Origin of the sequence: Pseudomonas sp. RIT-562 (genome assembly GCF_026241895.1) — a bacterium.
GTDB lineage: Bacteria > Pseudomonadota > Gammaproteobacteria > Pseudomonadales > Pseudomonadaceae > Aquipseudomonas > Aquipseudomonas mandelii_F.
In genome coordinates this window covers 1-22,086 of record NZ_JAPJIV010000022.1, presented here as the reverse complement: position 1 = coordinate 22,086, position 22,086 = coordinate 1, and the positions used below count along the sequence as shown (strand labels likewise).

The window sequence follows — 22,086 nt, the reverse complement described above, 5'->3', positions numbered from 1 at the left end:
CTTGTTTCACAAGACTTGAGGGTCGAGAGAAACGTAACGAGAAGTCACAAAAAGCGATGTAGGACGTTTCGTTAAAAACCGTATGAATCTTCTGGATTCCGGCTTTTGGCACCTCCTCTCAAAAGCCCGGCCACAAGCCATTCCTGCCATTACATAAGCCATTTGGACGATGTGTACCCCCGTCCTTGCGCCGACTATCCGTGCAGGAGCATCGCTCGTTTCGATGGCTTCACCTGCCTTGGTGCCTGACAAGAACAAGAGGATTGGCCCTATGACTTGCCCTATGCACGCGTGTCTGGAACAGGAGCCTTACGTATGCGCTCTGTGATCGGCTACGTCGTCTGCCTGGTGGTCGCCTTGACCATTGGCTACACCTTTTCCCCGAAAACTCCGCCACAGGCCGAACTGTTGGTGACTCACCCGGACCGGGTACAGATCAACGGCCTGCTCAACCTGGGCTCACGGGTGGTTGCGGTTGGCGAGCGCGGCAGCATCCTGCTCAGCGACGATCAGGGAGTCAGCTGGCAGCCAGCCAGCGTCGCCACCCAGCGCAACGCCACCCTGACCGCTGTCATTGCACTGGATGACAAGCGCTTGCTGACTGTCGGGCATGACGGCTGGATCCTGCGCTCCGAAGATGCCGGCAGCAGTTGGCAGGAAATTCGTCACGACAGCGACCTCGGCGAACCCCTGCTGGGCGTCTGGAGCGGGGGTGGCGACAGCGTCATGGCCTTCGGCAGCTTCGGCAAGTTCTACCAATCCCTCGATGCCGGCAAGACCTGGTCGCCGCAAGCGTTGGATATCGACAGCGCCCACCTCAACGGCATGGCCGGCGGCAACGATGGCCGACGCATGCTGGTGGGCGAGCAGGGCCTGGTATTGCGCACCACCGACGGCGGCAAACACTGGCAGACCTTGCCCGCGTTCTACAGCGGCTCGCTGTTCGGCATCGTGCGCCTGAGCGCATCCAACTGGGTCACCTACGGCATGCGCGGGCATGTATTTGTCAGCCACGATTTCGGCGAGACCTGGACCCAGATCAAGGTCGGCAATCAACTGCCGCTGTACGGCCATGCTCTGCTGCCGGATCAATCGGGCCTGGTAATCGTCGGTGCGGGCAGCTCGGTGGTGCGTCTGGACGCCAAAGGTGAGCTGGTCGGCGTCGGACGCCTGGCCGGGCTCGGTACGTTGACCTCGGCGACCGTGGTTGGCTCGCGCCTGCTGGTGGGCGGCGAGCGCGGCGTCTTGCAGGGTTCAGGTGGCAGCGTCGCTGCCCTAGTGACCACACAGGTCACCCAGTAAATGAGAGGCAGGCAATGAATCAAGGTAAACACTGGGTGACGCGCTGCGTCGAAACGTGCGCAGACCTGCTGATGGCCTGGCGCAAGGGACTGCTGTTGCTGTTCGTCCTGGTGACGCTGGGCCTGGGTTATAGCGCCACCCACACGCAGCTCGATCCGGGGTTCAACAAACAGATCCCGGTGCGTCATGAGTACATGGTCAATTTTCTCAAGTTCAGTCGCTACTTCACGGGCGCCAACCGGTTCCTGGTCAGCGTGCGCTGGAAGGGCGAGGGCGACATCTATAACACCGAGTACCTGGAGACGTTGCGCAAAGTCACCGACGACGTGTTTTTCATCTCCGGTGTCAGTCGTCCCAGCGTCACTTCGTTGTTCACCGCCAACGTGCGCTACATCGAAATCACCGAGGAAGGTTTTTTTGGCGACGTAGTGGTGCCGCCGCGCTTCAGCGGCACCGCCGAAGACCTGGCGCAGGTGCGCAGCAACACGGCGGCGTCCGGCCAGGTCGGGCGGCTGGTGGCCAACGACCTGAAGTCGGCGATGGTCCGGGCCGACCTTCAGGACGTTGATCCGAAGACCGGGCAACCGGTGTCCTACGTCGACATCGCCAAGCGCCTGGAAGAAATCCGCGGCAAGTACAACAGCCCTGATATCGAAATCAACATCGTCGGCTTCGCCAAACTGGTGGGCGACGTGGTCGAGGGGCTGAACACGGTGATCGGCTTCTTCGTCGTGGCCTTCGTCATTACCGGTTTGCTGCTGTGGCTGTATTCCCGCTCACTGCGCCTGACCGTGGTGGCGCTGCTGGTTGCGTTGCTGCCGGTGGTCTGGTTGCTGGGTCTGTTGCCTCTGGTGGGGCTGGGCATCGACCCGATGTCGATTCTGGTGCCGTTCCTGATTTTCTCCATCGGCGTGTCCCATGCGGTGCAGATGACTAACGCCTGGAAGCAGGACGTATTGGCCGGCAGCTCTTCGAAGGAAGCAGCGCGCTCGGCGTTCTGCAAGATCTTCATCCCCGGTTCCCTGGCCTTGCTGATGAACGCTCTGGGGTTTGCGGTCATCATGATGATCGACATCCCGATCGTTCACGAACTGGGAGTGACGGCCTGCATCGGCGTGATGCTGATGATCATCACCAACAAATTGATGTTGCCGATCATCATTTCTTACCTGCGCCTGGAACCTGCGCTGTTGCGTCGCGCGCAATCGCGGCCGGCGGGCAGGCATCGCCTGTGGTGGCGGCTGTCGGCCCTGGCCGAACCGGGGCCGGCCCTGGGCGTGTTCGTGGTCAGTCTAGTGCTGCTGGCGGCCGGAGCCTACAAGGCTCGCGACCTGGCGGTGGGCGATATCGGCGCCGGCGCGCCGGAGCTGCGGGCCGACTCACGCTACAACCAGGACAACGCAAAAATCATCAGCAGTTATTCCATTGGCCTCGATGTGATGTCGGTGTTCGTCCAGGTCAAAGGTGTCGACGAGGGTTGCCTGTCGCCCGCCGTGATGCGTGCGGTGGAAGCCTTCGACTTCCGCATGCGCACGGTCACAGGCGTTCAGTCGATCCAGAGTGTGGCGGACATGGGCAAGCGAGTGATCGCCGGCAACAACGAAGGCAATCCGCGCTGGGCGGCCATCCCGGGTTCGCCCCGTGGCCTGAGCCAGGGCGCGCGGGCGTACATGCCGGATGACGGCCTGGTGACCGACGGATGCCAGCAGATGCAGATCCTGGTGTTTCTCGCCAACCACGAGGGCAGCACCGTCAGCCATGCCGTCGCGCAGGCCAGGCAGATCATTGCTGAAGTCAGTACACCGCAAGTCGAATTCCTTCTGGCCGGCGGCAACGTCGGGGTGATGGCGGCATCGAACGAGGCGGTCAAGCGCGCGGAAGTGATCATGCTCGGTGCGCTGTTCGGTTCAGTGGCGCTGTTTTGCTGGCTGACCTTCCTGTCTATCCGCGCGGTGCTGTGCATTCTGGTACCGCTGGCGATTGTGGCGATCCTGTGCAACGCGCTGATGACGATGCTCGGGATCGGTCTGAAAGTCGCCACCTTGCCGGTGATGGCGTTGGGGGTTGGCGTGGGTGTCGACTATGGCATTTACCTGTACGAACGGATCCAACACGAAATGCTTCGCGGCGCGAACCTGCGGGAGGCGTTCTACGAGGCGATGTGCCAACGCGGGACTGCGGCGGTGTTCACGGCCGTGACCATGGCGATTGGTGTCTGCACCTGGGCCTTCGCTCCGCTGAAGTTCCAGGCCGACATGGGAGTGTTGTTGTCGTTCATGTTCCTGGTCAACGTGCTGGGGGCGATTTTTCTGCTGCCGGCGCTGGCGGCCTGGTTCAACCGCGGACGCCCGCTGGTCGCCGAGCGGGCTCGCCAGCCATTGCCGGCACAAGGTCAGTTCCGCCTGAAAAACAGCCCGGCTGCACGTGACTCCCGGGAGTAGAAAATAAACCTGCCGGGCCTATTGTGGAGTGCGCAGGCGATAGAGAAACTGAAGCCGGTCCCGTTGCTGGATTGCGCTGGCAGGTAGCGGTCAAAAAGGGGGCGCCTCGGGGCCCCCAAGCCGAAATTATAAAAATAATAAGGGGAGGACCAAGTCCTTACCCGCGCGAGGAGAAGACTATGCAAGATGTTGTCTTGACCCAGGAAGATTTGGCCAGCGTTGGCCTGGACCTTTCGCGATACAGTGAGCTGGTCGGCGAAATCTATGAAGGTGCGCTCGATCCGAAGCTGATGGCCCGCGCCCTCAGAAGCTTTCTCAAGCTCTACGACGCCAACTTCGTCACCCTTATCTTGCGGGTGCCAGATGAACCGGACACCGGGGTGATGATCCTCGTTGGCGATATCGAAGGGGCCGGTGACGTCAACTACATGACCTACCCACAAACCAATACCCCGTTCGCCAATCAGCCGTTGGACCAGGTATTCACCGTGGACGACATCATGAGCTCCAAGGAGTGGGAGCATAACGCCTACTTCAAGATGTTCTGCGGCCCGTTTGACGTGTACCACCTGATGGGCGCCGACATCTCCACCCCGGACGGCGGCAAGCTGCGCTTTCGTATGACTCGCCCGAAACATGCACCCAACTTCAATGCCAACGAGCGGGCGCTGTGCGCCAGTTTCCTGCCGCACCTGCGTCGGGCCTCGCAGCTGCATAACCTGCTGGACCGCAGCGAGTCGCTGAGCGATCTGTACTCGCAGGCCATCAGCCGTTTGTCGGTCGCTACCCTGGTGCTCGATGAGAGCGGCAGCGTGTTGCGGATCAATCCAGTAGCCGAGGAAATCCTCGCCCGTTCCGATGGCCTCAAGCTGGTGGGCGGGCGCCTGGAAGCGACTTATCCCAGCGATAACCGCGAGCTGCAACGCCTGATCCGTAGCGCCTTCGACCCGGATGCGCCGAAGAGCGCCGAGGCCATGTCGGTGACGCGACCCTCGGGGCTGGTCAATCTGGGCGTGGTAGTGGAATCGATTCCTTCCCTGGACTGGGCGGAGGAGAAGGGCCAGCCGGCGGCACTGGTGTATATCCGCGATGCATCGAGCAAATCCCTGGCCAGCGAAGTGGTGACCAAGCAGCTGTTCAACCTGACCAAGGCCGAAACGGCGCTGGCCATGGAACTGGCCAACGGCTTGTCCCTGGAAGAAGCCGCCGAGGTCTTGAACATCCGGCGCAATACCGCGCGAGCGCACCTGCGCTCGATCTTCTCGAAAACCGGCGTGCGCCGCCAGACCGAACTGGTGCGCATCATGCTTAACAGCGTGGTGGCCCTGGGCAAACCGAAAATGGCCCTGAAAGTCTCCGATAAAATCAGAATCCCACCGCCACGCTTGGCTGTTCCGGTGTATCGCCACGCCTGATGGTTTGGCAGTGACTTTTTAGTCCGCTCAGACGATGCCATGGCGTTATCGCTCTGCCGATACTGCGCGGACCTTTCACGGAGAACAACAATGCCAATTACAGCCATTACCGGCAGCGCGTCGGGCATCGGCGCCGCCGTTTGCGCGGCCATGCGTGAAGCCGGGCACCAGGTCATCGGTATCGATCGCAGCAACGCTGAAGTGGTCGCCGATCTGTCTACCCCACAAGGACGCGACGCGGCCATCACCCAAGTGCTGGAACTGTGCGGCGGGGTCCTCGATGGGCTGGTCTGCTGCGCCGGCGTTGGAGTCACGGCACCCAATTGCGGGCTGGTCCTGGCGGTCAATTATTTTGGTGTCAGCCAGTTGCTCGAAGGCCTGCGGGGGGCTCTGGCCCGGAGCAAGCAAGCGGCGGCGCTGGTGATAGGTTCGGTGGCGGCGACGCATTCCGGACCGGATGGCCAGCCCATGGTCGAGGCGATGCTGGCCGGCGATGAAGTCCAGGCGCTGGCATTGGCCAACGCCCTTGGCCAGCCGCATGTTGCCTATGCCGCGTCCAAATATGCGATCAGCCTGCATGCTCGAAATCTGGCAGTGAGCTGGGGCAAGCAGGGCCTGCGCTTGAACGTGGTCGCGCCCGGCGCAGTGGAAACTCCGTTGCACCAGGCGTCCCTGGACGATGCACGGTTTGGCCAGGCGACTCGCGATTTTGTCGCGCCGCTGGGACGCTCCGGGCGTCCTGACGAGATCGCCGCCGTGGTGGCTTTCCTGCAGTCGCCGCAAGCGTCATTCGTCCATGGCAGTGTGATGTTCGTCGACGGTGGCATCGACGCCATGGTCCGCGCCGCGCGTTTTTGAAGGAAATCAGCATGAACAAAGTGGCATTCATTACCGGCGCCAGCCGGGGGATCGGTCGCGAGGCGGCGCTGGCGTTTGCCCGCGCCGGTTTCGACGTGGCGATCAGCGCCCGCACGCTCAATGAGGGTGAGCAACATGAGCATGCCCTGCGCGATGCCAGTGGAGCACCGCTGGCTGGCAGCCTCAACGGCACGGCGCAGGCGTTGCGCGAACTCGGGTGCCGGGTGTTCGTGGTGCCGATGGACCTGCTCGACAGTGCCTCGGCCTTGGCGGCATGCGCGGCGGTGCTGGGCGAGTACGGGCGCATCGACGTGTTGATCAACAACGCGATCTACCAGGGCAGTGACCTCAATGCCGGGTTCATGGATCTGCAGGCGCAAACCCTGGAGCGGATGTTCCAGGGTTACATCCTCACGCCGTTCCTGTTGACCCGGGCAGTGGCCGAACACATGGTCGAACGCGGTGGCGGGGTGGTGATCAATGTCACCTCCGGCGCCGGCGAAAGCGATCCGCCCGTGGCAGCGGGCAAGGGTGGTTGGGGGTATGCCTACGGTGCCGGCAAGGCGGCGGTGTCGCGACTGTCCGGGGTGCTGACTACGGAGCTGGGTGCGGACGGCGTGCGGGCATATACCCTGAACCCGGGAGTGGTCACCACCGAAGCGCTCAAGGCAACCATCGGCGACAAAGGCCTGATCGCCTTGCGTGCCGGCAGCGCGCCACCGCATGTCCCGGCGGCGGTGATGCTGTGGCTGGCTACTGCCGATGAAGCTCCAGCCTTCCAACGCCGGACCATCGCGGCGCAGCCGTTTGCCCTGGAACATGGGATTGTCGCTGACTGGCGCTGACACCCCATCAATTCACGCGACCCCTTTGTAGGAGTGAGCCTGCTCGCGATTGCGGTAAATCAGTCAACACATCCGGTGACTGACATACCGCAATCGCGAGCAGGCTCGCTCCTACAGGGGGTGTGCAGCTTTATGCCTGGCGCCGCTGGCGGGCGAGGGTCATGGCGGTGTCTTCGATCATGTCTTCCTGGCCGCCGACCATGCCGCGCCGCCCCATCTCCACGAGGATTTCCCTGGCCGACACGCCGTACTTTTTCTCCGCGCGTTTGGCGAACAACAGGAACGAGCCATAGACCCCGGCATACCCCATGGTCAGCGCGTCACGGTCGCTGCGGATCGGGAAGTCCATGATCGGCACCACCAGGTCTTCAGCCACGTCCTGGATGCCGAACACGCTGACACCCGTATCGATGCCCATGCGGTCGCACACCGCCACCAGCACTTCCATCGGCGTGTTACCGGCGCCGGCACCAAGGCCCGCACAGGCGGCGTCGATACGGTTGGCCCCGGCGGCAATCGCGGCGATTGAATTGGACACGCCCATCGACAGGTTGTGGTGACCATGAAAACCGATCTCGGTCTCCGGCTTCAGGGCGGCGCGCATCGCTTCCACCCGGGCGCTGACGTCGTGGGGCAACAGGTAACCCGCCGAGTCGGTGAGGTAGATGCAGTTGGCGCCGTAGCTTTCCATCAGCAGGCCTTGCTTGACCAGGCCCTCGGGGCTGTTCATGTGGGCCATCATCAGGAAACCCACGGTGTCCATGCCAAGGCTGCGGGCGTGAGAGATGTGCTGTTCGCTGACGTCCGCCTCGGTGCAGTGGGTGGCCACGCGAATGGTGTTGACCCCCAATTCATGGGCCATCTTCAGATGGTCGACGGTACCGATCCCTGGCAGCAGCAGGGCCGAGACCTTGGCTTTTTTCATCAGCGGGATCACCGCCGACAGGTACTCCTCATCGGTGTGCGCCGGAAAGCCATAGTTCACCGAGCTGCCGCCCAGGCCATCGCCGTGGGTGACTTCGATCAGCGGCACGCCGGCTGCGTCGAGGCCGCAGGCGATGTCTTTCATCTGTTGCAGGCTGATCTGGTGACGCTTGGGGTGCATGCCATCGCGCAGGCACATGTCGTGAACGGTGATGCTTTTGCCGCGAAGATCCATGGTCGGCTCCTTATGCGTTGGCGTGTTGGGCAGTGGCGTGCAGCACCAGCTCGCCCTTGAGGATTTCCTCGGCGAACATCTCGGCGGTGCGTGCTGCGGCGGCGGTCATGATGTCGAGGTTGCCGGCGTATTTGGGCAGGTAGTCGCCCAGGCCTTCGACCTCCATGAAAATCGACACTCGATTGCCGTCGAACACCGGGCCGTTGACCAGCTTGTAGCCGGGCACATAGCGCTGCACTTGCTCGATCATGGCTTCGATGGCGGCGGTGATCGCCGGCTGGTCGGGTTCGCTGGCCGTCAGGCAATGCACGGTGTCGCGCATGATCAGCGGTGGCTCGGCTGGGTTGATGATGATGATCGCCTTGCCCTTCTTCGCGCCGCCGACTTTTTCCACGGCGCTGGAGGTGGTGCGGGTGAACTCGTCGATGTTCTTGCGGGTGCCCGGGCCGACTGATTTGGAGGCGGCGGTGGCAATGATTTCGGCGTACTCCACCGGTTGCACGCTGGACACCGCCGCTACCAATGGAATGGTCGCCTGGCCACCGCAGGTGACCATGTTGACGTTCATGATGCCCAGGCCCAGTTGCGCCTTGAGATTGACCGGGGGCACGCAGTACGGGCCGATGGCTGCCGGGGTCAGGTCGATCATCAACACGCCCAGGGCATTGAGCTTGCGCGAGTTCTGCGCGTGTACGTAGGCCGAGGTGGCGTCGAAGGCGATCTGGATCTGATCCTCGAGGACGTGGGGCAACAAGCCGTCAACCCCATCGGCGGTGGTTTTCAGGCCCAGTTCACGCGCTCGCGCCAGGCCTTCGGAGGTCGCGTCGATGCCGACCATCCAGACGGGCTCCAGCACTTCGCTGCGCATCAGTTTGTACAGCAGATCAGTGCCGATGTTGCCCGGCCCGATCAGCGCGCATTTGATCTTTTTGCTCATGGTCTTTGGTTCCAGGGAGGAAGGGGGAATCAAGGGACAAAGCGCAGGCTGGCTTCACCGAGCCCGCTCATGGACAGGCTGATCTGGTCGCCTGCAATTACCGGCACCAGTGGGGCCAGGGCCCCGGAAAGAATGATTTCGCCGCGGCGGAACGGGATGCCCAGCTCGCCAAGGGTGTTGGCCAGCCACGCCACCGCCGCGCAAGGATGACCTTGCACCGCCGAGCCCAGGCCCGCGCCTGCCGGTTGGCCGTTTTTCAGCAACTGCATGTGCACCGCGGCGAGGTCCAGGGAGCGCGGATCGATGCGTTGGGTGCCGAGGGCGAATACGCCACAGGAGGCGTTGTCGGCCACGGTGTCCTGGATGCGGATCTGCCAGTCATCGATCCGCGAGTCGACGATTTCGAAACACGGCACCACCCATTGGCTGGCAGCGAGCACGTCGTCGGCACTGATGCCCGGACCGTGCAGATCTTCGCCGAGGATGAACGCAATTTCGCCTTCGGCCCTTGGCTGGATCAGGTTGTAGCGAGCCAGGCTGACCTCGCTGCCATCCTCGACCTGCATGGCGTCGGTGAGGAAGCCGAAGTCGGGCTGGTGGACATCGAGCATCTCCTGCACGGCGCGGCTGGTGACCCCGATTTTCTTGCCGATCACCTGCTCGCCAAGGGCTTCGCGGCGTTGCAGGAACTGCAGGGAAATCTGATACGCCTGCTGCAGCGTGATCTGCGGATAGCGGCGAGTCAGGGGCGCCAGTGTCTGGCGGCTGCGCAGGGCGTTGAACAGTTCGTCGCCGAGGGCGTTGATCAAATGGGTGTCCATGGCGGGGGCTCCAGATGGATCGCAAAGCGTGTAAAAAAACAGGCCCGCCCCCAAAGAATCAGGGGCGCGCCCAGAGGAGTTGGTCAGCCGGGCCACACCGATGAGTCGGCGCCGCCATCGACATCGATGATCTTGCCGGTGACCCAGGCCGAGGCGGGGCTGGCCAGGTACAGCGCCGCGGCGGCGATGTCCTGCGGGGTGCCCAGGCATTTGAGCGGGGTGTTGGATTCCATGACTTCGCGCATGGCACTGGGCATCACGCCGTTGAGCGCTTCGGTCAGGGTCGGGCCGGGCGCGACCGCGTTGACGCGGATCTGTGGCGCGAAGTCCTGGGCCAGCAAGCGGGTCAGATGGCTGAGCGCGGCCTTGGCGGTACCGTAGGCACTGAAGTGGCGCTGGGCATAACGCGCCGCCACCGAACTGATATTGATGATGTTGCCGCCGCCGGCTTCGCGCATCAGCGGCACGCACAATTGGCAAAAGGCATAGCTGGTGGCGACATTGAAGTTCAGCACCTGGGCGAACTCTTCAGGGGTCATGACCAGCGCGTCATTGGGCCCGCCACCGCCGGCGTTGTTGACCAGGTGAGTGATCCGGCCCATCTGTTCGACGCTGTGCCTGACCAGGGCCTGGCGCTGCTCGGCATCGTTGACGTCACAGGCGAAGGCCACGGCGCGCCGGCCCAGGGCGCGAACTTCATCGGCTACGGCCTGTATGTCGTCAAGCGAGCGTGCCGAACACACTACATCGGCGCCGGCTTCGGCATACGCCAGGGCAATTGCCCGACCAATGCCACGGCCACTACCGGTGACGATGGCGACGCTGCCGTGCATCTGGAAACGCTGCAAAATACTCATGGGCCCTTGCTCCGTGGGGTCGATTGTCGATGCACTCAATATCGCCGCAGCGGTCGCCGCCAGCATCGTCTCAACGGACTATCAAGCACGCCACATACCTTGTAGGAGTCTGGCTTGCCAGCGATGGCGCACCCGAGATCGCCATCGCCGGCAAGCCAGGCTCCTACGGATTTGCGCCAATCCCAATTCCGCATACACCCCAATCCCTGTAGGAGCTCGGCTTGCCAGCGATGGCGCACCCGAGATCGCCATCGCCGGCAAGCCAGGCTCCTACGGATTTGTGCCAATCCCAATCCCGCGTACACCCCGATCCCCGTAGGAGCCTGGCTTGCCAGCGATGGCGCACCCGAGATCGCCATCGCCGGCAAGCCAGGCTCCTACGGATTTGTGCCAATCCCAATTCCGCGTGCACCCCGATCCTGTAGGAGTCTGGCTTGCCAGCGATGGCGCCCCTGAGACCGCCATCGCCGGCAAGCCAGGCTCCTACGGATTTGTGCCAATCCCAATCCCGCATACACCCCGATCCCTGTAGGAGCTCGGCTTGCCAGCGATGGCGCACCCGAGATCGCCATCGCCGGCAAGCCAGGCTCCTACGGATTTGTGCCAATCTCAATCCCGCGTACACCCCAATCCCCGTAGGAGCCTGGCTTGCCAGCGATGGCGCCCCAGAGACCGCCATCGCCGGCAAGCCAGGCTCCTACGGATTTGTGCCAATCCCAATCCCGCATACACCCCGATCCCCGTAGGAGCCTGGCTTGCCAGCGATGGCGCACCTGAGATCGCCATCGCCGGCAAGCCGGGCTCCTACGGATGGGTGCTGAGCGCAAATACCGCGTACACCCAGACCCACTAGTCCGCTTTGACGATGAATGATTGCTCGCTCAATCCGATGATCCATCACACCTCGCGCAGTGGCGCAGTGAGATCGGGAGAATTGAGTGATGCACAGCATGCGAGAAAAGACCCAGGACGAGTGTGATCTGCTTGAACGTGCACGGGCCCTGGTGCCGGCACTCAAGGCACGCACGGCGCAGGCCGACAAGGACTTGAAAGTGCCCGTGGAGAGCATCGTCGAGTTGCAGTCCGCCGGCTTGCTGCGGGCCTTGCAGCCAAGGGCGTTTGGCGGTTACGAAGTCGACCCGCGGACCTTCTTTGAAATCCAGACCATCCTTGCCGAAGGTTGCATGTCCACGGCGTGGATCTACGGCGTCATGGGGGTTCACCCCTGGCAACTGGCGCGGTACCCGATCGAAGCGCAGCGCGACGTCTGGGCGGATGACCACAGCGCGTTGATCTGCTCGACCTACATGCCGGCGGCCCGGGTCACGGTGGTCGAAGGTGGTTATCGCATCAGCGGGCGATGGGGTTTCTCCAGTGGCAGCGAACACTGCCAATGGGCGTTTCTCGGCGGCATCCTGCCACCCGATGGCGACCTGGCTGCCGAACACGGCACCTTCCTGCTGCCCCGTAGCGACTACCAGATCGAACGTAACTGGGACGTGCTGGGCCTGCGCGGCACCGGCAGCCATGACATTGTCGTCGAAGAGGTTTTTGTCCCGGCCCACCGCGTGCAGCGCACCAATAACTTCACGCTGGAAGCGACCCCAGGGCGTCTGGTCAACACCAACCCGATCTACGCCATCCCGTTCGCCCAGGTGTTCTCTCGCGCCGTCTCGACCTCTGCTATCGGCGCCCTGCAAGGCGCGATCAACGAATTCCGTGACAACGCCGCGCGACACATCGGCAAACACGGCGCCCGCACCGCTGAAGACCCGGTCGCCCAAACCGCGATTGCCGAAGCGATGATCACGGTCGACAGCTTGCGCCTGGTGCTGGAGCGCAACTACGAACACTTGATGAGCCTGGCCCGCGCCGGCGAATACCCGGATACCGAGACCCGCCTGCTGTATCGCTACCAGTCGGCCTATGTCACCAACATCTGTGCCGAGCGGGCCAACGACCTGCTGCGCAGCATGGCGGCCTCAGGTTTGTACAACACCAATCCGGTGGCCCGACTGTTCCGTGACCTGCATCAGGCCCGCGGCCACATCGCCAACAACTACATGGCCTACGGACGCAGTTACGGCGCGGTGATGCTCGGCCTGCCCAACCCGGATCCCTATGTCTGAGGCCATGGCGCCCGTTTCGATGCCCTTGGGTTTCCACCTGTCCGTGCTGCACGGGCAGGTGGTCATGAGTACCTGACCTATGAACAATTATCTTGCCCTGCGCGTGGCGCGAGTGATCGAGGAGACCGCCGATGCGCGCTCCCTGGTGTTCGATGTGCCCGAGCATCTGGGCGAACGCTTTTGTTATCAGCCCGGCCAGTTCCTGACCTTGCGCGTGCCATTCGAGGGAGGCTGGCTGCCCCGTTGTTACTCGTTGTCCAGCACTCCGTTGGTGGGCGAGCCGTTGCGCGTGACGGTCAAGCGCGTGCACGACGGGCGCGCGTCGAACTGGCTGTGTGGCGAGCTGCAGGCCGGCCAGACCCTGGAGGTGCTGCCACCGGCCGGGGTGTTCGTGCCGCGCAGTCTCGACGGCGACTTCCTGCTGTTCGGCGCAGGTAGCGGAGTGACGCCGGTGCTGTCGATCCTGCGTTCGGCGCTGCTTGCCGGAACGGGTCGGGTGTTGTTGATCTATGCCAACCGCGATGAAGCCTCGGTGATTTTCAAGGATGAGCTCAAGGCCCTGGCCAGCGCTCATCCACAACGCCTGCAGATCGTCCATTGGCTCGATTCGGTACAAGGCATTCCGAGTGTCGGCCAGCTGGCCGAACTGGCGCGTCCATTCATCGATGCCCAGGCGTTCATTTGTGGACCGGGTCCGTTCATGGATGCCAGCGCCAGCGCCCTCAAGAGCCTCGGCATGCCTGATCGGCGGGTGCACATCGAGCGCTTCGTCTCGCTGCCTGGCGAAGGTGAACAGCCATTGGTGACCAGCAGTGAGGCGGCCGTGCCTGCGCAGCTGGCGGTGCGCCTGGATGGTGAAGAATTCGAATTGTCCTGCGACAGCGGCGAAACCGTGCTGGCCGCCATGGAGCGCGCCGGTCTCAACCCGCCCAGTGCCTGTCGAGTCGGCGGTTGCGCCTCGTGCATGTGCACGCTGGAAAGCGGCGATGTCGAGTTGCTGCACAACGACGCGTTGGATGCCGGCGAACTGGCCGAGGGCTGGATTCTGGCCTGTCAGGCAGTGCCCACCAGCGCGCAACTGCGTATCCGCTTCCCCGAATGATGAGCACGAGCCCACGATGAATCAGAGCCTGAACCTTGCCGCGCAACCGAGCGCAGCACCTGTCACCCTGGCCCAATTGGTCTTCAGTAGCGCCGAGCGTTTTGCCGGGCGCACCGCCATCGAGGACAACGGTGAATGCCTCGATTTTGCGCAGTTGCCCGAACGCGTCATGGCGTTCACCCGCAGCTTGATGGCCCTGGGTATCCAGGCTGGCGACCGGATCGGCATCTGGGCACCGAACAGTGGCGACTGGATCCTCGCGGCGCTGGGCATCCAGTGCGCCGGAGCAGTGCTGGTGCCCATCAACACTCGCATGAAAGGTCTTGAGGCCGCCGACGTGCTGGAGCGCAGCGGCTGCCGATTGCTATTTATCCAACAGCGTTTTCTCGACACCGACTATCCCGCGCTGCTCGCCGCGCATCGCCCCGCCAGCCTCGAACACCTGGTGATTATCGATGGCGATACCCCCGATTTGTCCGCGGACCTGACCCTTGCCCAGTTCCTGCGTGGCGCTGCAAGCATCGATGGCGAAAGCGCCAAGCGTCGCGCCCTGGCGATCGGTCCCGAGGCCATGTGCGACCTGTTGTTCACCTCCGGCACCACTGGTAAACCCAAAGGCGTGATGAGCGGCCACGGGCAGAATCTGCGGGCCTTCAGCGAATACGCCAAGATCATCGGCCTGGTGCCGGGCGACCGCTACCTGATCGTCAATCCGTTTTTCCATGCCTTTGGCTACAAGGCCGGCTGGCTGACTTGCCTGATCGGCGGCGCGACCATCCTGCCGCACGCGGTGTTCGATGCCGAACAAGTGTTCCAGCGCATCGCCCGCGAGCGCATCAGCGTGCTACCCGGTGCGCCCACCCTGTACCTGTCGCTGCTGGCCCATCCGCAACTGCAGCAGACTGACCTGTCGAGCCTGCGTATCGCGGTGACAGGCTCGGCCAGCATTCCGCCGAGCCTGATCGAGCGCATGCGCAACGAGTTGGGCTTTGCCGTGGTCACGACCGCCTATGGCCTGACCGAGTGCGGTGGCCTGGCGACCATCTGTGATCCACAAGACTCGGCGCAGGTGATCGCCGGCACCAGCGGGCGGCCGATTGCCGGCACCGAAGTGAGCATCCGCGACCCGCAAAACCAGGCACTGCACGTCGGGCAGACCGGCGAAATCTGCCTGCGTGGTTTTCACATCATGCAGGGCTATTTCCAGGACCCGGACGCGACCCGCGAGGCAATAGATATCGACGGCTGGTTGCACACCGGCGATGTCGGTCGCCTCGACGCGGCCGGCAACCTGATCATCACCGACCGCTTGAAAGACATGTTCATTGTCGGCGGTTTCAACTGCTATCCGGCGGAAATCGAGGCCGCGCTGATCCGGCATCCCGCCATTGCCCAAGTGGCGGTGATCGGAGTCGCCGATGAGCGCATGGGCGAAGTCGGCTGTGCCTGTGTGGTGCTGCGCGAAGGTTATGAGCTTGACGCGGCACAACTGATCGCCTGGAGCCGCGAGCAGATGGCCAATTACAAAGTACCGCGCCAGGTGCGCTTCTTCAGTGCCTTGCCACTGAACCCGTCGAGCAAGGTAGCGAAGAACGAACTGCGTGCAGCAGTGGGCAATGAGCGGCACCCGTAAAAACAACAAAAAAGGAGAGGAGCATGTTTACGCGAAACACTGTTGCGCGCCGTCCGGCCAGCCTGACTGCCAGCCGCCAACTGTTGGCGACGGCCATCACCCTGGGCAGTGCCACGGCCTACGCCGCGCCGACCATTCAGTTGGGGGAAAACACCACGCTGGACTCGTCGCTGACAGTCAACTACACCGCCTCGATGCGCACGGCCAAGCAGGCGAACCAGTACCTTGGGGACCCGAACTACGACGACGGCACCCGTAACTTCAAGCGCGGCTCGTTGATCAACAATCGCCTGAGCCTGTTCGGCGAGTTGCAGCTCAAGCACGACAATCTCGGGGTGGTGCTGCGCGGCAGTGACTTCTATGACGATGTCTATCACCAGCGCAACGCCAACGACTCGCCGGACACGGTGAACAAGCTCGGGCACAACGACGGTTTCAGTGACAAGACCCGCCAGCTCAGCGGCGGCACCGCACGCCTGCTGGACGCCTATGTGTATGGCAACTTCGATGTCGGCGAAACCCAGTACCTGTCGCTCAAGGCCGGGCGACACCTGGTGGCCTGGGGCGAGAGTCTGTTCTGGTCCAACATCAGCCAGGGACAGGCGCCGGTCGATGCCACCAAGTTCAACGTGCCAGGTACCGAGGCCAAGGATTCGTACCTGCCGGTGGGGCAGGTTTCGGCGTCGTGGTCGCTGAATGAAGATCTGGCGCTGGTGGGCTACTACCAATACGAGTGGGACAAGACCCAGCTCAACCCGGTGGGCGATTATTTCGGTAGCGACACCTTCGGCCCGGGCGCGGAGTTCTTCCGCCTCGGCAGCGGTCTGGTCAGCAGCCTGCCCAATGGTGCGGCCGTTGCCTATGCCGGTGAAAAAGACGCCAGCGACAGCGGTCAGTGGGGCCTGGGTGCGCGCTACCGGATTACCGAAAACACTGAAGTGGGGCTGTTCCATTATCGCTACAACGAGCGAGTCGGTTCGTTGTTCTTCGACTTCAGCGGCGCCACCCAATACTCGTCGCTGAAGAATATCGGCCACACCGGCCAGGCGATGACTTATCGCATGGGCTACTTCGAGGACGTCGAGTTGACCGGCGTCAGTTTCAGCTCGAAAGTCGGTGACTCGGTGCAATACGCCGGTGACCTCAGCTACCGCAACGGTGCGGCGGTTTATCTCGATAACGGCGCACCGACCACCGGGCAAATCTGGCAAGGCAACCTCAACGCCTCGTACATCCTCGGCCCGAGCATCCTCGCCCAGCAGACCACCTTCATGGGCGAAGTGGTGCATCAACACATCGCCGGCGTGGACAGCGTGACCATTACCGGCGGCGGGCCTGGGGTAGACGGCACATTCGACAACTTCGAATCGAAGACCCAGACCCGTGGCTCGACGCTGCTGGGTATTGGCGCCTACATGGACTACCCGTCCATTGCCACCGGTCTCGACCTGAGCACCAAAGTGGTGTGGACGCAGAACGTCGACGGCAGTGCCTATCAGGGGCTGGGCCGCGACGAGAAACGCCTGACCGTGGGGGGCGACTTCAAGTACCTGGGCAACTTCCAGGTCGGCATGACCTATGTCGCCTACTTGAGCTCGCCGGATGTCGCCCAGGGCCGCTTGCTGACGGATCGCGATTACCTGTCGTTCAACGCCAAGTACACCTTCTGATGATCCCGGCTGCGTGGCGATCCGGCGACGCGGCCACCCTTTGTAGCCTGATAAAAATAAAGAGAGGCCTGTGATGAATTCTCGTCCGAACCCGTCGCCGTTCAGCCCCATCGCGATTGGCCCGCTGACCCTGAAAAACCGCTTTATCAAGGCCGCCACCAACGAGGGCATGAGTGTGCAGGGCGTGCCTTCCAGGCAGTTGGTCAAGTTGCACTCAGACCTGGTGGCCGGTGGTATTGCCCTGACCACTGTCGCCTACTGTGCGGTGAGCAATGACGGCCGCACGCTGCCCAATCAGCTGACCCTGAATTCGGCAAGCCTGCCACACTTCAAGGCCCTGACCGACGGCGTACACCAGGCCGGTGGCCTGGCCAGTGCGCAGATCACCCACGGCGGCTGTTTCACGTTCATTCGCGAGCGCTCGACCAAGCGTCCGTTATCCGCCAGCGGTGGCTTCAACAAGATTGGCCTGATGAGCGGCATGTTCCTCAAGCAGGCGATGAACGAAGCCGACATGCAGCAGGTGGTGCGCGACTTCGCCCAAGGCGCGCGGCTGGCCCGCCAGGCCGGTTTTGATGCGGTGGAAATCCACATGGGCCACGGCTACCTGCTCAGCCAGTTCATTTCGCCGATGTACAACAAGCGTCGCGACCAGTACGGCGGCAGCCTGCAAAACCGTCTGCGCTTTCCGCGCCGGGTGCTTCGCGCGGTGCTCGATGCGGTCGGCCAGGAAATGGCGGTGATCTGCAAGTACAGCGTCACCGAAGGCGTGAGGGCGGGCAACAGCGCCGAGGACGGCGCGCAGATCGCGCGGATGCTCGAGGAGGAGGGTGCGCATCTGCTGGTGCTCAGCGCCGGGATGAATGCCGAGTCGATCACCACTATGTTCGGTTCGTCCTTTCCCAAGGAAAACCGCGTGCAGCAGAAGAACAAGATCATCGCCCTGGCCATGGCGATCCAGCGCCGCAAAGAGCCGACTGTGGAGTTTCGTGAGCTGTATCTGCTGGAGCACGCGCGCAAGGTGCGTGCGGCGGTGAAGATGCCGCTGGCTTATCTGGGCGGTGCCAGGAGCCTGGCGAGCATCGAGCAGATCATGGCCGAGGGGTTTGACCTGGTCGCCATGGGGCGGGTGCTGCTGGCGGAAAATGACTACGTCAACAAGCTGGCCAGTGGGGCCAGTCGGGATTCGATCTGCACCGCTTGCAACCGCTGTGTGGCGATGATGTATACGCCTGGCGGTACGTCTTGCGTGCTGGGCAAACCGGGTGATGCGCAGTTGAACAGTCAGCCGGCAGCCGATCGCTAACCTCTTGTAGGAGCGAGTTTGCTCGCGAAGGTCGTTAACGATAACGCGTGTTGGCTGGATGAGCGCGTTGTCCTTGAGTCCTTCGCGAGCAGGCTCGCTCCTACAAAGAGAGATGATCAGCCGTGTTGCAGAAACTCGACGCAACTACGGTTGAACAACTCACGGTGTTCGACCTGCACCCAGTGCCCACAGCGGTTCAACACAATGAACCGTGCATTCGGTGCGCCGTCGATAATGCGCTGGGCACCGCTGACCGGATTGAAGTTGTCGTTGTTGCCCCAGAACCCGAGAATCGGGCACTGGATCTCACCCAGGCGCGCTTCCATGTTCTGCACCATCATCGTGCTGAACAGGGTCTTGGGCTGCAGCACCGCCACCGCCACGCGCTCCTGCAACAGGCTTTCCGGGAGGATCGAGGGATCGAACAATTGCAGGCTCATCATGCTGCGCATTTCGCTCATGCCGACAGGGCCGGCGGCGAACAGGCTGACCATGCGCACGATGCCTTCCATCTTGAAGTAGGTTTCCCGCTCCTCGACACCGCCCGGTGCCAGCAGGATCAGGCTTTGAGGCAGTTGCGGCAAACGCAGCGCCAGGCCCAGGGCGATCGCGCCGCCCAGCGAGTTACCCAGGATCGTGCAACGTCGCACTCCGATGCATTCCAGGAACGCCGCTACGCAATCGACGAAAAAATCCAGGTTGTACTGCACGTCTTCGGGCTTGTCCGACCGACCAAAACCCGGCAAATCCAGCACGACATTGCGATACCCGGCGGCGACGAACTGCGGGTAGTTGCCCTTGAAGTTGCTGAAACCACTGGCGCCCGGCCCGCTGCCGTGCAGCCACAGCACCACGGGGCCAGTGCCCTCATCCAGATAGTGCAGGCGCAGGCCGTTGTTGGGCAGCGTTGCGTAATGGCCGACGGGCAATGGCAAGTCTACGGGTTGGTTCATGGGGTTCTCCATTTCTGCGGATTCGTAAAGCACAGCCGCGTCAGGCGCGCCAGCGAGTTGAAGGGGAACGCTGCACCTGACGGGGCGTGCACCGGTCAATGCTGGGCGCGCGGGGGATTGCCGGCATCGTCCGTTCAGACCACTTGGCGGTAGTCCCATCGGACGATGTGCTCCGGGGCTCTGGGCGCTAATCATTCAGGGAGCGGCGCTACTGCAGGGGCAGGGGGTCGCAGCGTGATTGCTCATTTGGAGATTGCTAATGAAGTTACTCAACAAAGTGGCCTTTGTGACCGGTGCAGCACAGGGCATGGGGCAAGCCATCGTCCGTGGTTTTGTCGCCGAAGGCGCCAAGGTGGTAGCAGTAGACCTCAATCAACAAGCCTTGGCCGAGAGCCTCGCCGACCTGGGCGACAAGGTCCTGGCCGTGGCCTGTAATGTCGCTGACGGCGCCTCGGTGGCCGATGCCATGGGCCAGGCCGAGCAGCACTTCGGTGGTCTCGACATCCTGGTCAACAACGCAGGCGTGGGCGGGCTGGACAGCTTCCTCGAAACCTCGGACGAGAGCTGGGCACGGGTAATTGGCGTGAACTTGAGCGGCACGTTCCTGTGCTGCCGGGAAGGCGCCAAGTTAATGGTCAAGGGCGCGCGCAAAGGCGCGATCATCAACCTGTCCAGCACCGCTGCGCTGACCGGTGACGGCCCAAGCCACTACTGCACCTCGAAAGCCGGCGTGATGGGCCTGACCCGCTCGATTGCCCGCGAACTGGCCGCCAGCGGCATCCGCGTCAACACCCTGGTACCGGGGCCGACCAACACGCCGATGATGGCGGGGATCCCGGATGAATACATGCAGGCCCTGCTGAAAAACGTGCCCTTGGGGCGCATGTGCGAAACCGACGAAATTGCCAGGGTTGCAGTATTCCTCGCGAGCGAAGACGCCAGCTTCATGACCGGGCAGAACATTGCCGTCAACGGCGGCATGGCCTTTATCTGATCAGGGAGACACTCATGAGCAATCGTCTGCAAGGAAAAATCGCCTTTGTCACTGGCGCCGGTTCAGGCATCGGTGAAGCCACCGCCCTGCGATTCGCCGAAGAGGGCGCGACGGTGGTGTTGTGCGGTCGGCGTATCGAACCGCTGCAAGGTGTGCAGGAAAAAATCCAGGCGCTCGGTGGCCAGGCCGAAATCGCCGTCGCCGACGTCAGCGATGAACAGGCTTATGTCGACGCACTGCAAGCTACCGCGCAGCGTCACGGACGCCTGGACATTCTGGTCAACAACGCGATGGCCTACACCTGGGGTGGCATCGACGCGATGACCACTGCCGACTGGCACGCCAACTTCGCTACCACCGTGGATGGCACGTTCTGGGGCACTCGAACGGCGATGCAGTTGATGAAGGCGCAGGGTGGCGGTTCGATCGTCAACATCGCTTCCATCTGCGGCTTGTTTGGCACGGCGTGGATGGCCGGTTACTCGGCGGCGAAGGCGGCGGTGATCAACTTCAGTCGGGCGGCGGCCAGTGAGGGTGCACCGCACAACATCCGCTGCAACGTGATCATCCCGGGCGTGGTCGACACTCCGGCCACTGCCGGCATGCTTAGCGATGCCAAGGCACGCGCCAACACCGAAAAAGTCATCCCGATGAAACGCGTCGGCCTGCCCGTGGAGCTGGCTAACGCGATTGTGTTCCTGGCCAGCGACGAAGCTTCGTATGTCACCGGCGCCAGCCTGGCGGTGGATGGCGGGCGCGGTTCCGACCTGTACACGGTGTTCGAGTGATGGGCGAGGACAGCAGCGCCTTGCTGGCGCGCATCGACCGCCTGGAGTCGCTGGATGCGATCCGCCAACTGGCCGGCAAGTACGCCCTGGCCCTGGACATGCGCGACATGGATGCCATGGCCAACTGCTTTGCCCCGGACGTGCGCGTGGGTCGCGACAAGAGCGGGCGCGCGCATCTCAAGGCCTGGCTGGACGAAACCATGCGCAAGCAGTTCCACGGTACCTCCCATCACCTGGGGCAACACATCATCGAGTTCAGCGATGCCGATCACGCCACCGGCGTGGTCTATTCAAAGAACGAGCATGAGACCGGGCCGGAGTGGGTGATCATGCAGATGCTGTACTGGGACGACTACGAACGCATCGACGGGCGCTGGTGTTTCCGCCGTCGCCTGCCGTGCTACTGGTATGCGACTGACCTGAACAAACCGCCGATTGGCGGTTTGAAAATGCGCTGGCCGGGCCGTGAGCCCTACGCTGGCAGCTTCCATGAACTGTTTCCGTCGTGGGATGAGTTCTGGGCGCAACGGCCGGACAAGGACGCCTTGCCGCAGATCGCCGAACCGGCACCGCTGGAAGGCTTCCTTAATACCCTGCGGCGTGGAGCGGACACCCCGAAAATCCGCGTGCGCTGATCATCCCGCTGTAGGAGTCCGGCTTGCCGGCGATGGCGATCTCAGGTCTGCCATCGCTGGCAAGCCAGACTCCTACGGGATCGCGGTGTGACGAAAATCGGGTGCCCTGACGCAGAACCCGTAGGAGTTCGGCTCGCCGGCGATGGCGATCTCCGGGGCGCCATCGCCAGCAAGCAGGCTCCTACGGGATCGCGGTGTGACGAAAATCGTGTGCCCTGACGCAAAACCCGTAGGAGCCCGG

18 protein-coding genes are annotated in these 22,086 nt (G+C 62.8%); 13 read left to right on the top strand and 5 right to left on the bottom strand.

The window, feature by feature from the left end; all coding sequences use genetic code 11:
* Positions 1-315: 315 nt before the first annotated feature.
* The 5 genes from ORL50_RS22710 (at position 316) to ORL50_RS22690 (ending at position 6,861) form a co-directional block, all read left to right on the top strand.
* On the top strand, positions 316-1,302 hold the full coding sequence (locus ORL50_RS22710) for a WD40/YVTN/BNR-like repeat-containing protein (RefSeq protein WP_266018211.1): 987 nt from the start codon (positions 316-318) through the stop codon (positions 1,300-1,302).
* A gap of 14 nt (positions 1,303-1,316) precedes the next feature.
* A complete protein-coding gene (locus ORL50_RS22705; protein WP_266018210.1) occupies positions 1,317-3,743 on the top strand; it encodes an efflux RND transporter permease subunit in 2,427 nt (808 codons plus the stop codon).
* A 179-nt stretch (positions 3,744-3,922) separates the two neighbouring features.
* Complete coding sequence (locus tag ORL50_RS22700; protein ID WP_266018209.1) at positions 3,923-5,158, top strand: helix-turn-helix transcriptional regulator; 1,236 nt, start codon at positions 3,923-3,925, stop codon at positions 5,156-5,158.
* 90 nt (positions 5,159-5,248) lie between these two features.
* Complete coding sequence (locus ORL50_RS22695) at positions 5,249-6,016, top strand: SDR family oxidoreductase (RefSeq protein WP_266018208.1); 768 nt, start codon at positions 5,249-5,251, stop codon at positions 6,014-6,016.
* Between the two features lie 11 nt (positions 6,017-6,027).
* Entirely contained in the window at positions 6,028-6,861 is an 834-nt protein-coding gene (locus tag ORL50_RS22690) for an SDR family NAD(P)-dependent oxidoreductase (RefSeq protein WP_266018207.1), read from the top strand.
* A 130-nt stretch (positions 6,862-6,991) separates the two neighbouring features.
* On the opposite strand, the gene dmpG is transcribed toward ORL50_RS22690, so the two are convergent.
* The 4 genes from dmpG to ORL50_RS22670 all read right to left on the bottom strand — a co-directional run bounded on the left by dmpG (position 6,992) and on the right by ORL50_RS22670 (position 10,635).
* Positions 6,992-8,020, bottom strand: coding sequence for a 4-hydroxy-2-oxovalerate aldolase (gene dmpG / locus ORL50_RS22685; protein WP_266018206.1), 1,029 nt, complete (start codon positions 8,018-8,020; stop codon positions 6,992-6,994).
* Between the two features lie 10 nt (positions 8,021-8,030).
* Complete coding sequence (locus tag ORL50_RS22680; protein WP_266018205.1) at positions 8,031-8,957, bottom strand: acetaldehyde dehydrogenase (acetylating); 927 nt, start codon at positions 8,955-8,957, stop codon at positions 8,031-8,033.
* 29 nt (positions 8,958-8,986) lie between these two features.
* On the bottom strand, positions 8,987-9,778 hold the full coding sequence (locus ORL50_RS22675) for a fumarylacetoacetate hydrolase family protein (protein WP_266018204.1): 792 nt from the start codon (positions 9,776-9,778) through the stop codon (positions 8,987-8,989).
* Positions 9,779-9,861: 83 nt separating this feature from the next.
* On the bottom strand, positions 9,862-10,635 hold the full coding sequence (locus ORL50_RS22670) for a glucose 1-dehydrogenase (RefSeq protein ID WP_266018203.1): 774 nt from the start codon (positions 10,633-10,635) through the stop codon (positions 9,862-9,864).
* A gap of 941 nt (positions 10,636-11,576) precedes the next feature.
* Between ORL50_RS22670 and ORL50_RS22665 the strand changes: the two genes are divergently transcribed.
* From ORL50_RS22665 to ORL50_RS22645, 5 genes are all read left to right on the top strand, one after another.
* Positions 11,577-12,764 (top strand): acyl-CoA dehydrogenase family protein, encoded by a 1,188-nt coding sequence (locus ORL50_RS22665; protein ID WP_266018201.1) that lies wholly within the window; start codon positions 11,577-11,579, stop codon positions 12,762-12,764.
* A gap of 79 nt (positions 12,765-12,843) precedes the next feature.
* Positions 12,844-13,866 (top strand): ferredoxin--NADP reductase, encoded by a 1,023-nt coding sequence (locus tag ORL50_RS22660; RefSeq protein ID WP_266018199.1) that lies wholly within the window; start codon positions 12,844-12,846, stop codon positions 13,864-13,866.
* Between the two features lie 16 nt (positions 13,867-13,882).
* The gene (locus ORL50_RS22655) at positions 13,883-15,499 is read left to right on the top strand and encodes a FadD3 family acyl-CoA ligase (protein ID WP_266018198.1); all 1,617 of its coding nucleotides are present in this window, start codon (positions 13,883-13,885) and stop codon (positions 15,497-15,499) included.
* A gap of 23 nt (positions 15,500-15,522) precedes the next feature.
* Positions 15,523-17,169 carry a DUF1302 domain-containing protein gene (locus tag ORL50_RS22650; protein WP_266018197.1) on the top strand — a complete coding sequence of 549 codons (1,647 nt, stop codon included), beginning with the start codon at positions 15,523-15,525 and terminating at the stop codon, positions 17,167-17,169.
* Between the two features lie 73 nt (positions 17,170-17,242).
* A complete protein-coding gene (locus ORL50_RS22645; RefSeq protein WP_266018195.1) occupies positions 17,243-18,475 on the top strand; it encodes an NADH:flavin oxidoreductase in 1,233 nt (410 codons plus the stop codon).
* A gap of 116 nt (positions 18,476-18,591) precedes the next feature.
* On the opposite strand, the gene ORL50_RS22640 is transcribed toward ORL50_RS22645, so the two are convergent.
* Positions 18,592-19,428 carry an alpha/beta fold hydrolase gene (locus ORL50_RS22640; protein WP_266018194.1) on the bottom strand — a complete coding sequence of 279 codons (837 nt, stop codon included), beginning with the start codon at positions 19,426-19,428 and terminating at the stop codon, positions 18,592-18,594.
* A gap of 259 nt (positions 19,429-19,687) precedes the next feature.
* Between ORL50_RS22640 and ORL50_RS22635 the strand changes: the two genes are divergently transcribed.
* The 3 genes from ORL50_RS22635 to ORL50_RS22625 are packed head-to-tail and all read left to right on the top strand — an operon-like array spanning position 19,688 to position 21,845.
* A complete protein-coding gene (locus ORL50_RS22635; RefSeq protein ID WP_266018193.1) occupies positions 19,688-20,422 on the top strand; it encodes an SDR family NAD(P)-dependent oxidoreductase in 735 nt (244 codons plus the stop codon).
* Positions 20,423-20,436: 14 nt separating this feature from the next.
* Positions 20,437-21,210 carry an SDR family NAD(P)-dependent oxidoreductase gene (locus tag ORL50_RS22630; RefSeq protein ID WP_266018192.1) on the top strand — a complete coding sequence of 258 codons (774 nt, stop codon included), beginning with the start codon at positions 20,437-20,439 and terminating at the stop codon, positions 21,208-21,210.
* Positions 21,210-21,845, top strand: a complete 636-nt coding sequence (locus tag ORL50_RS22625) for a nuclear transport factor 2 family protein (RefSeq protein WP_266018191.1) — start codon at positions 21,210-21,212, stop codon at positions 21,843-21,845. Before ORL50_RS22630 ends, ORL50_RS22625 begins: the two co-directional genes overlap by 1 nt.
* The last annotated feature ends 241 nt before the right edge of the window (positions 21,846-22,086 follow it).

Bases quoted from the DNA above. Each gene is read 5' to 3' on its own strand.
- ORL50_RS22660 (WP_266018199.1), top strand. From the start codon at position 12,844: ATGAACAATTATCTTGCCCTGCGCGTGGCGCGAGTGATCGAGGAGACC.
- ORL50_RS22635 (WP_266018193.1), top strand. From the start codon at position 19,688: ATGAAGTTACTCAACAAAGTGGCCTTTGTGACCGGTGCAGCACAGGGC.
- ORL50_RS22625 (WP_266018191.1), top strand. From the start codon at position 21,210: ATGGGCGAGGACAGCAGCGCCTTGCTGGCGCGCATCGACCGCCTGGAG.
- ORL50_RS22710 (WP_266018211.1), top strand. From the start codon at position 316: ATGCGCTCTGTGATCGGCTACGTCGTCTGCCTGGTGGTCGCCTTGACC.
- dmpG (WP_266018206.1), bottom strand. From the start codon at position 8,020: ATGGATCTTCGCGGCAAAAGCATCACCGTTCACGACATGTGCCTGCGC.
- ORL50_RS22670 (WP_266018203.1), bottom strand. From the start codon at position 10,635: ATGAGTATTTTGCAGCGTTTCCAGATGCACGGCAGCGTCGCCATCGTC.
- ORL50_RS22705 (WP_266018210.1), top strand. From the start codon at position 1,317: ATGAATCAAGGTAAACACTGGGTGACGCGCTGCGTCGAAACGTGCGCA.
- ORL50_RS22690 (WP_266018207.1), top strand. From the start codon at position 6,028: ATGAACAAAGTGGCATTCATTACCGGCGCCAGCCGGGGGATCGGTCGC.
- ORL50_RS22630 (WP_266018192.1), top strand. From the start codon at position 20,437: ATGAGCAATCGTCTGCAAGGAAAAATCGCCTTTGTCACTGGCGCCGGT.
- ORL50_RS22645 (WP_266018195.1), top strand. From the start codon at position 17,243: ATGAATTCTCGTCCGAACCCGTCGCCGTTCAGCCCCATCGCGATTGGC.
- ORL50_RS22700 (WP_266018209.1), top strand. From the start codon at position 3,923: ATGCAAGATGTTGTCTTGACCCAGGAAGATTTGGCCAGCGTTGGCCTG.
- ORL50_RS22680 (WP_266018205.1), bottom strand. From the start codon at position 8,957: ATGAGCAAAAAGATCAAATGCGCGCTGATCGGGCCGGGCAACATCGGC.
- ORL50_RS22650 (WP_266018197.1), top strand. From the start codon at position 15,523: ATGTTTACGCGAAACACTGTTGCGCGCCGTCCGGCCAGCCTGACTGCC.
- ORL50_RS22655 (WP_266018198.1), top strand. From the start codon at position 13,883: ATGAATCAGAGCCTGAACCTTGCCGCGCAACCGAGCGCAGCACCTGTC.
- ORL50_RS22675 (WP_266018204.1), bottom strand. From the start codon at position 9,778: ATGGACACCCATTTGATCAACGCCCTCGGCGACGAACTGTTCAACGCC.
- ORL50_RS22640 (WP_266018194.1), bottom strand. From the start codon at position 19,428: ATGAACCAACCCGTAGACTTGCCATTGCCCGTCGGCCATTACGCAACG.
- ORL50_RS22665 (WP_266018201.1), top strand. From the start codon at position 11,577: ATGCACAGCATGCGAGAAAAGACCCAGGACGAGTGTGATCTGCTTGAA.
- ORL50_RS22695 (WP_266018208.1), top strand. From the start codon at position 5,249: ATGCCAATTACAGCCATTACCGGCAGCGCGTCGGGCATCGGCGCCGCC.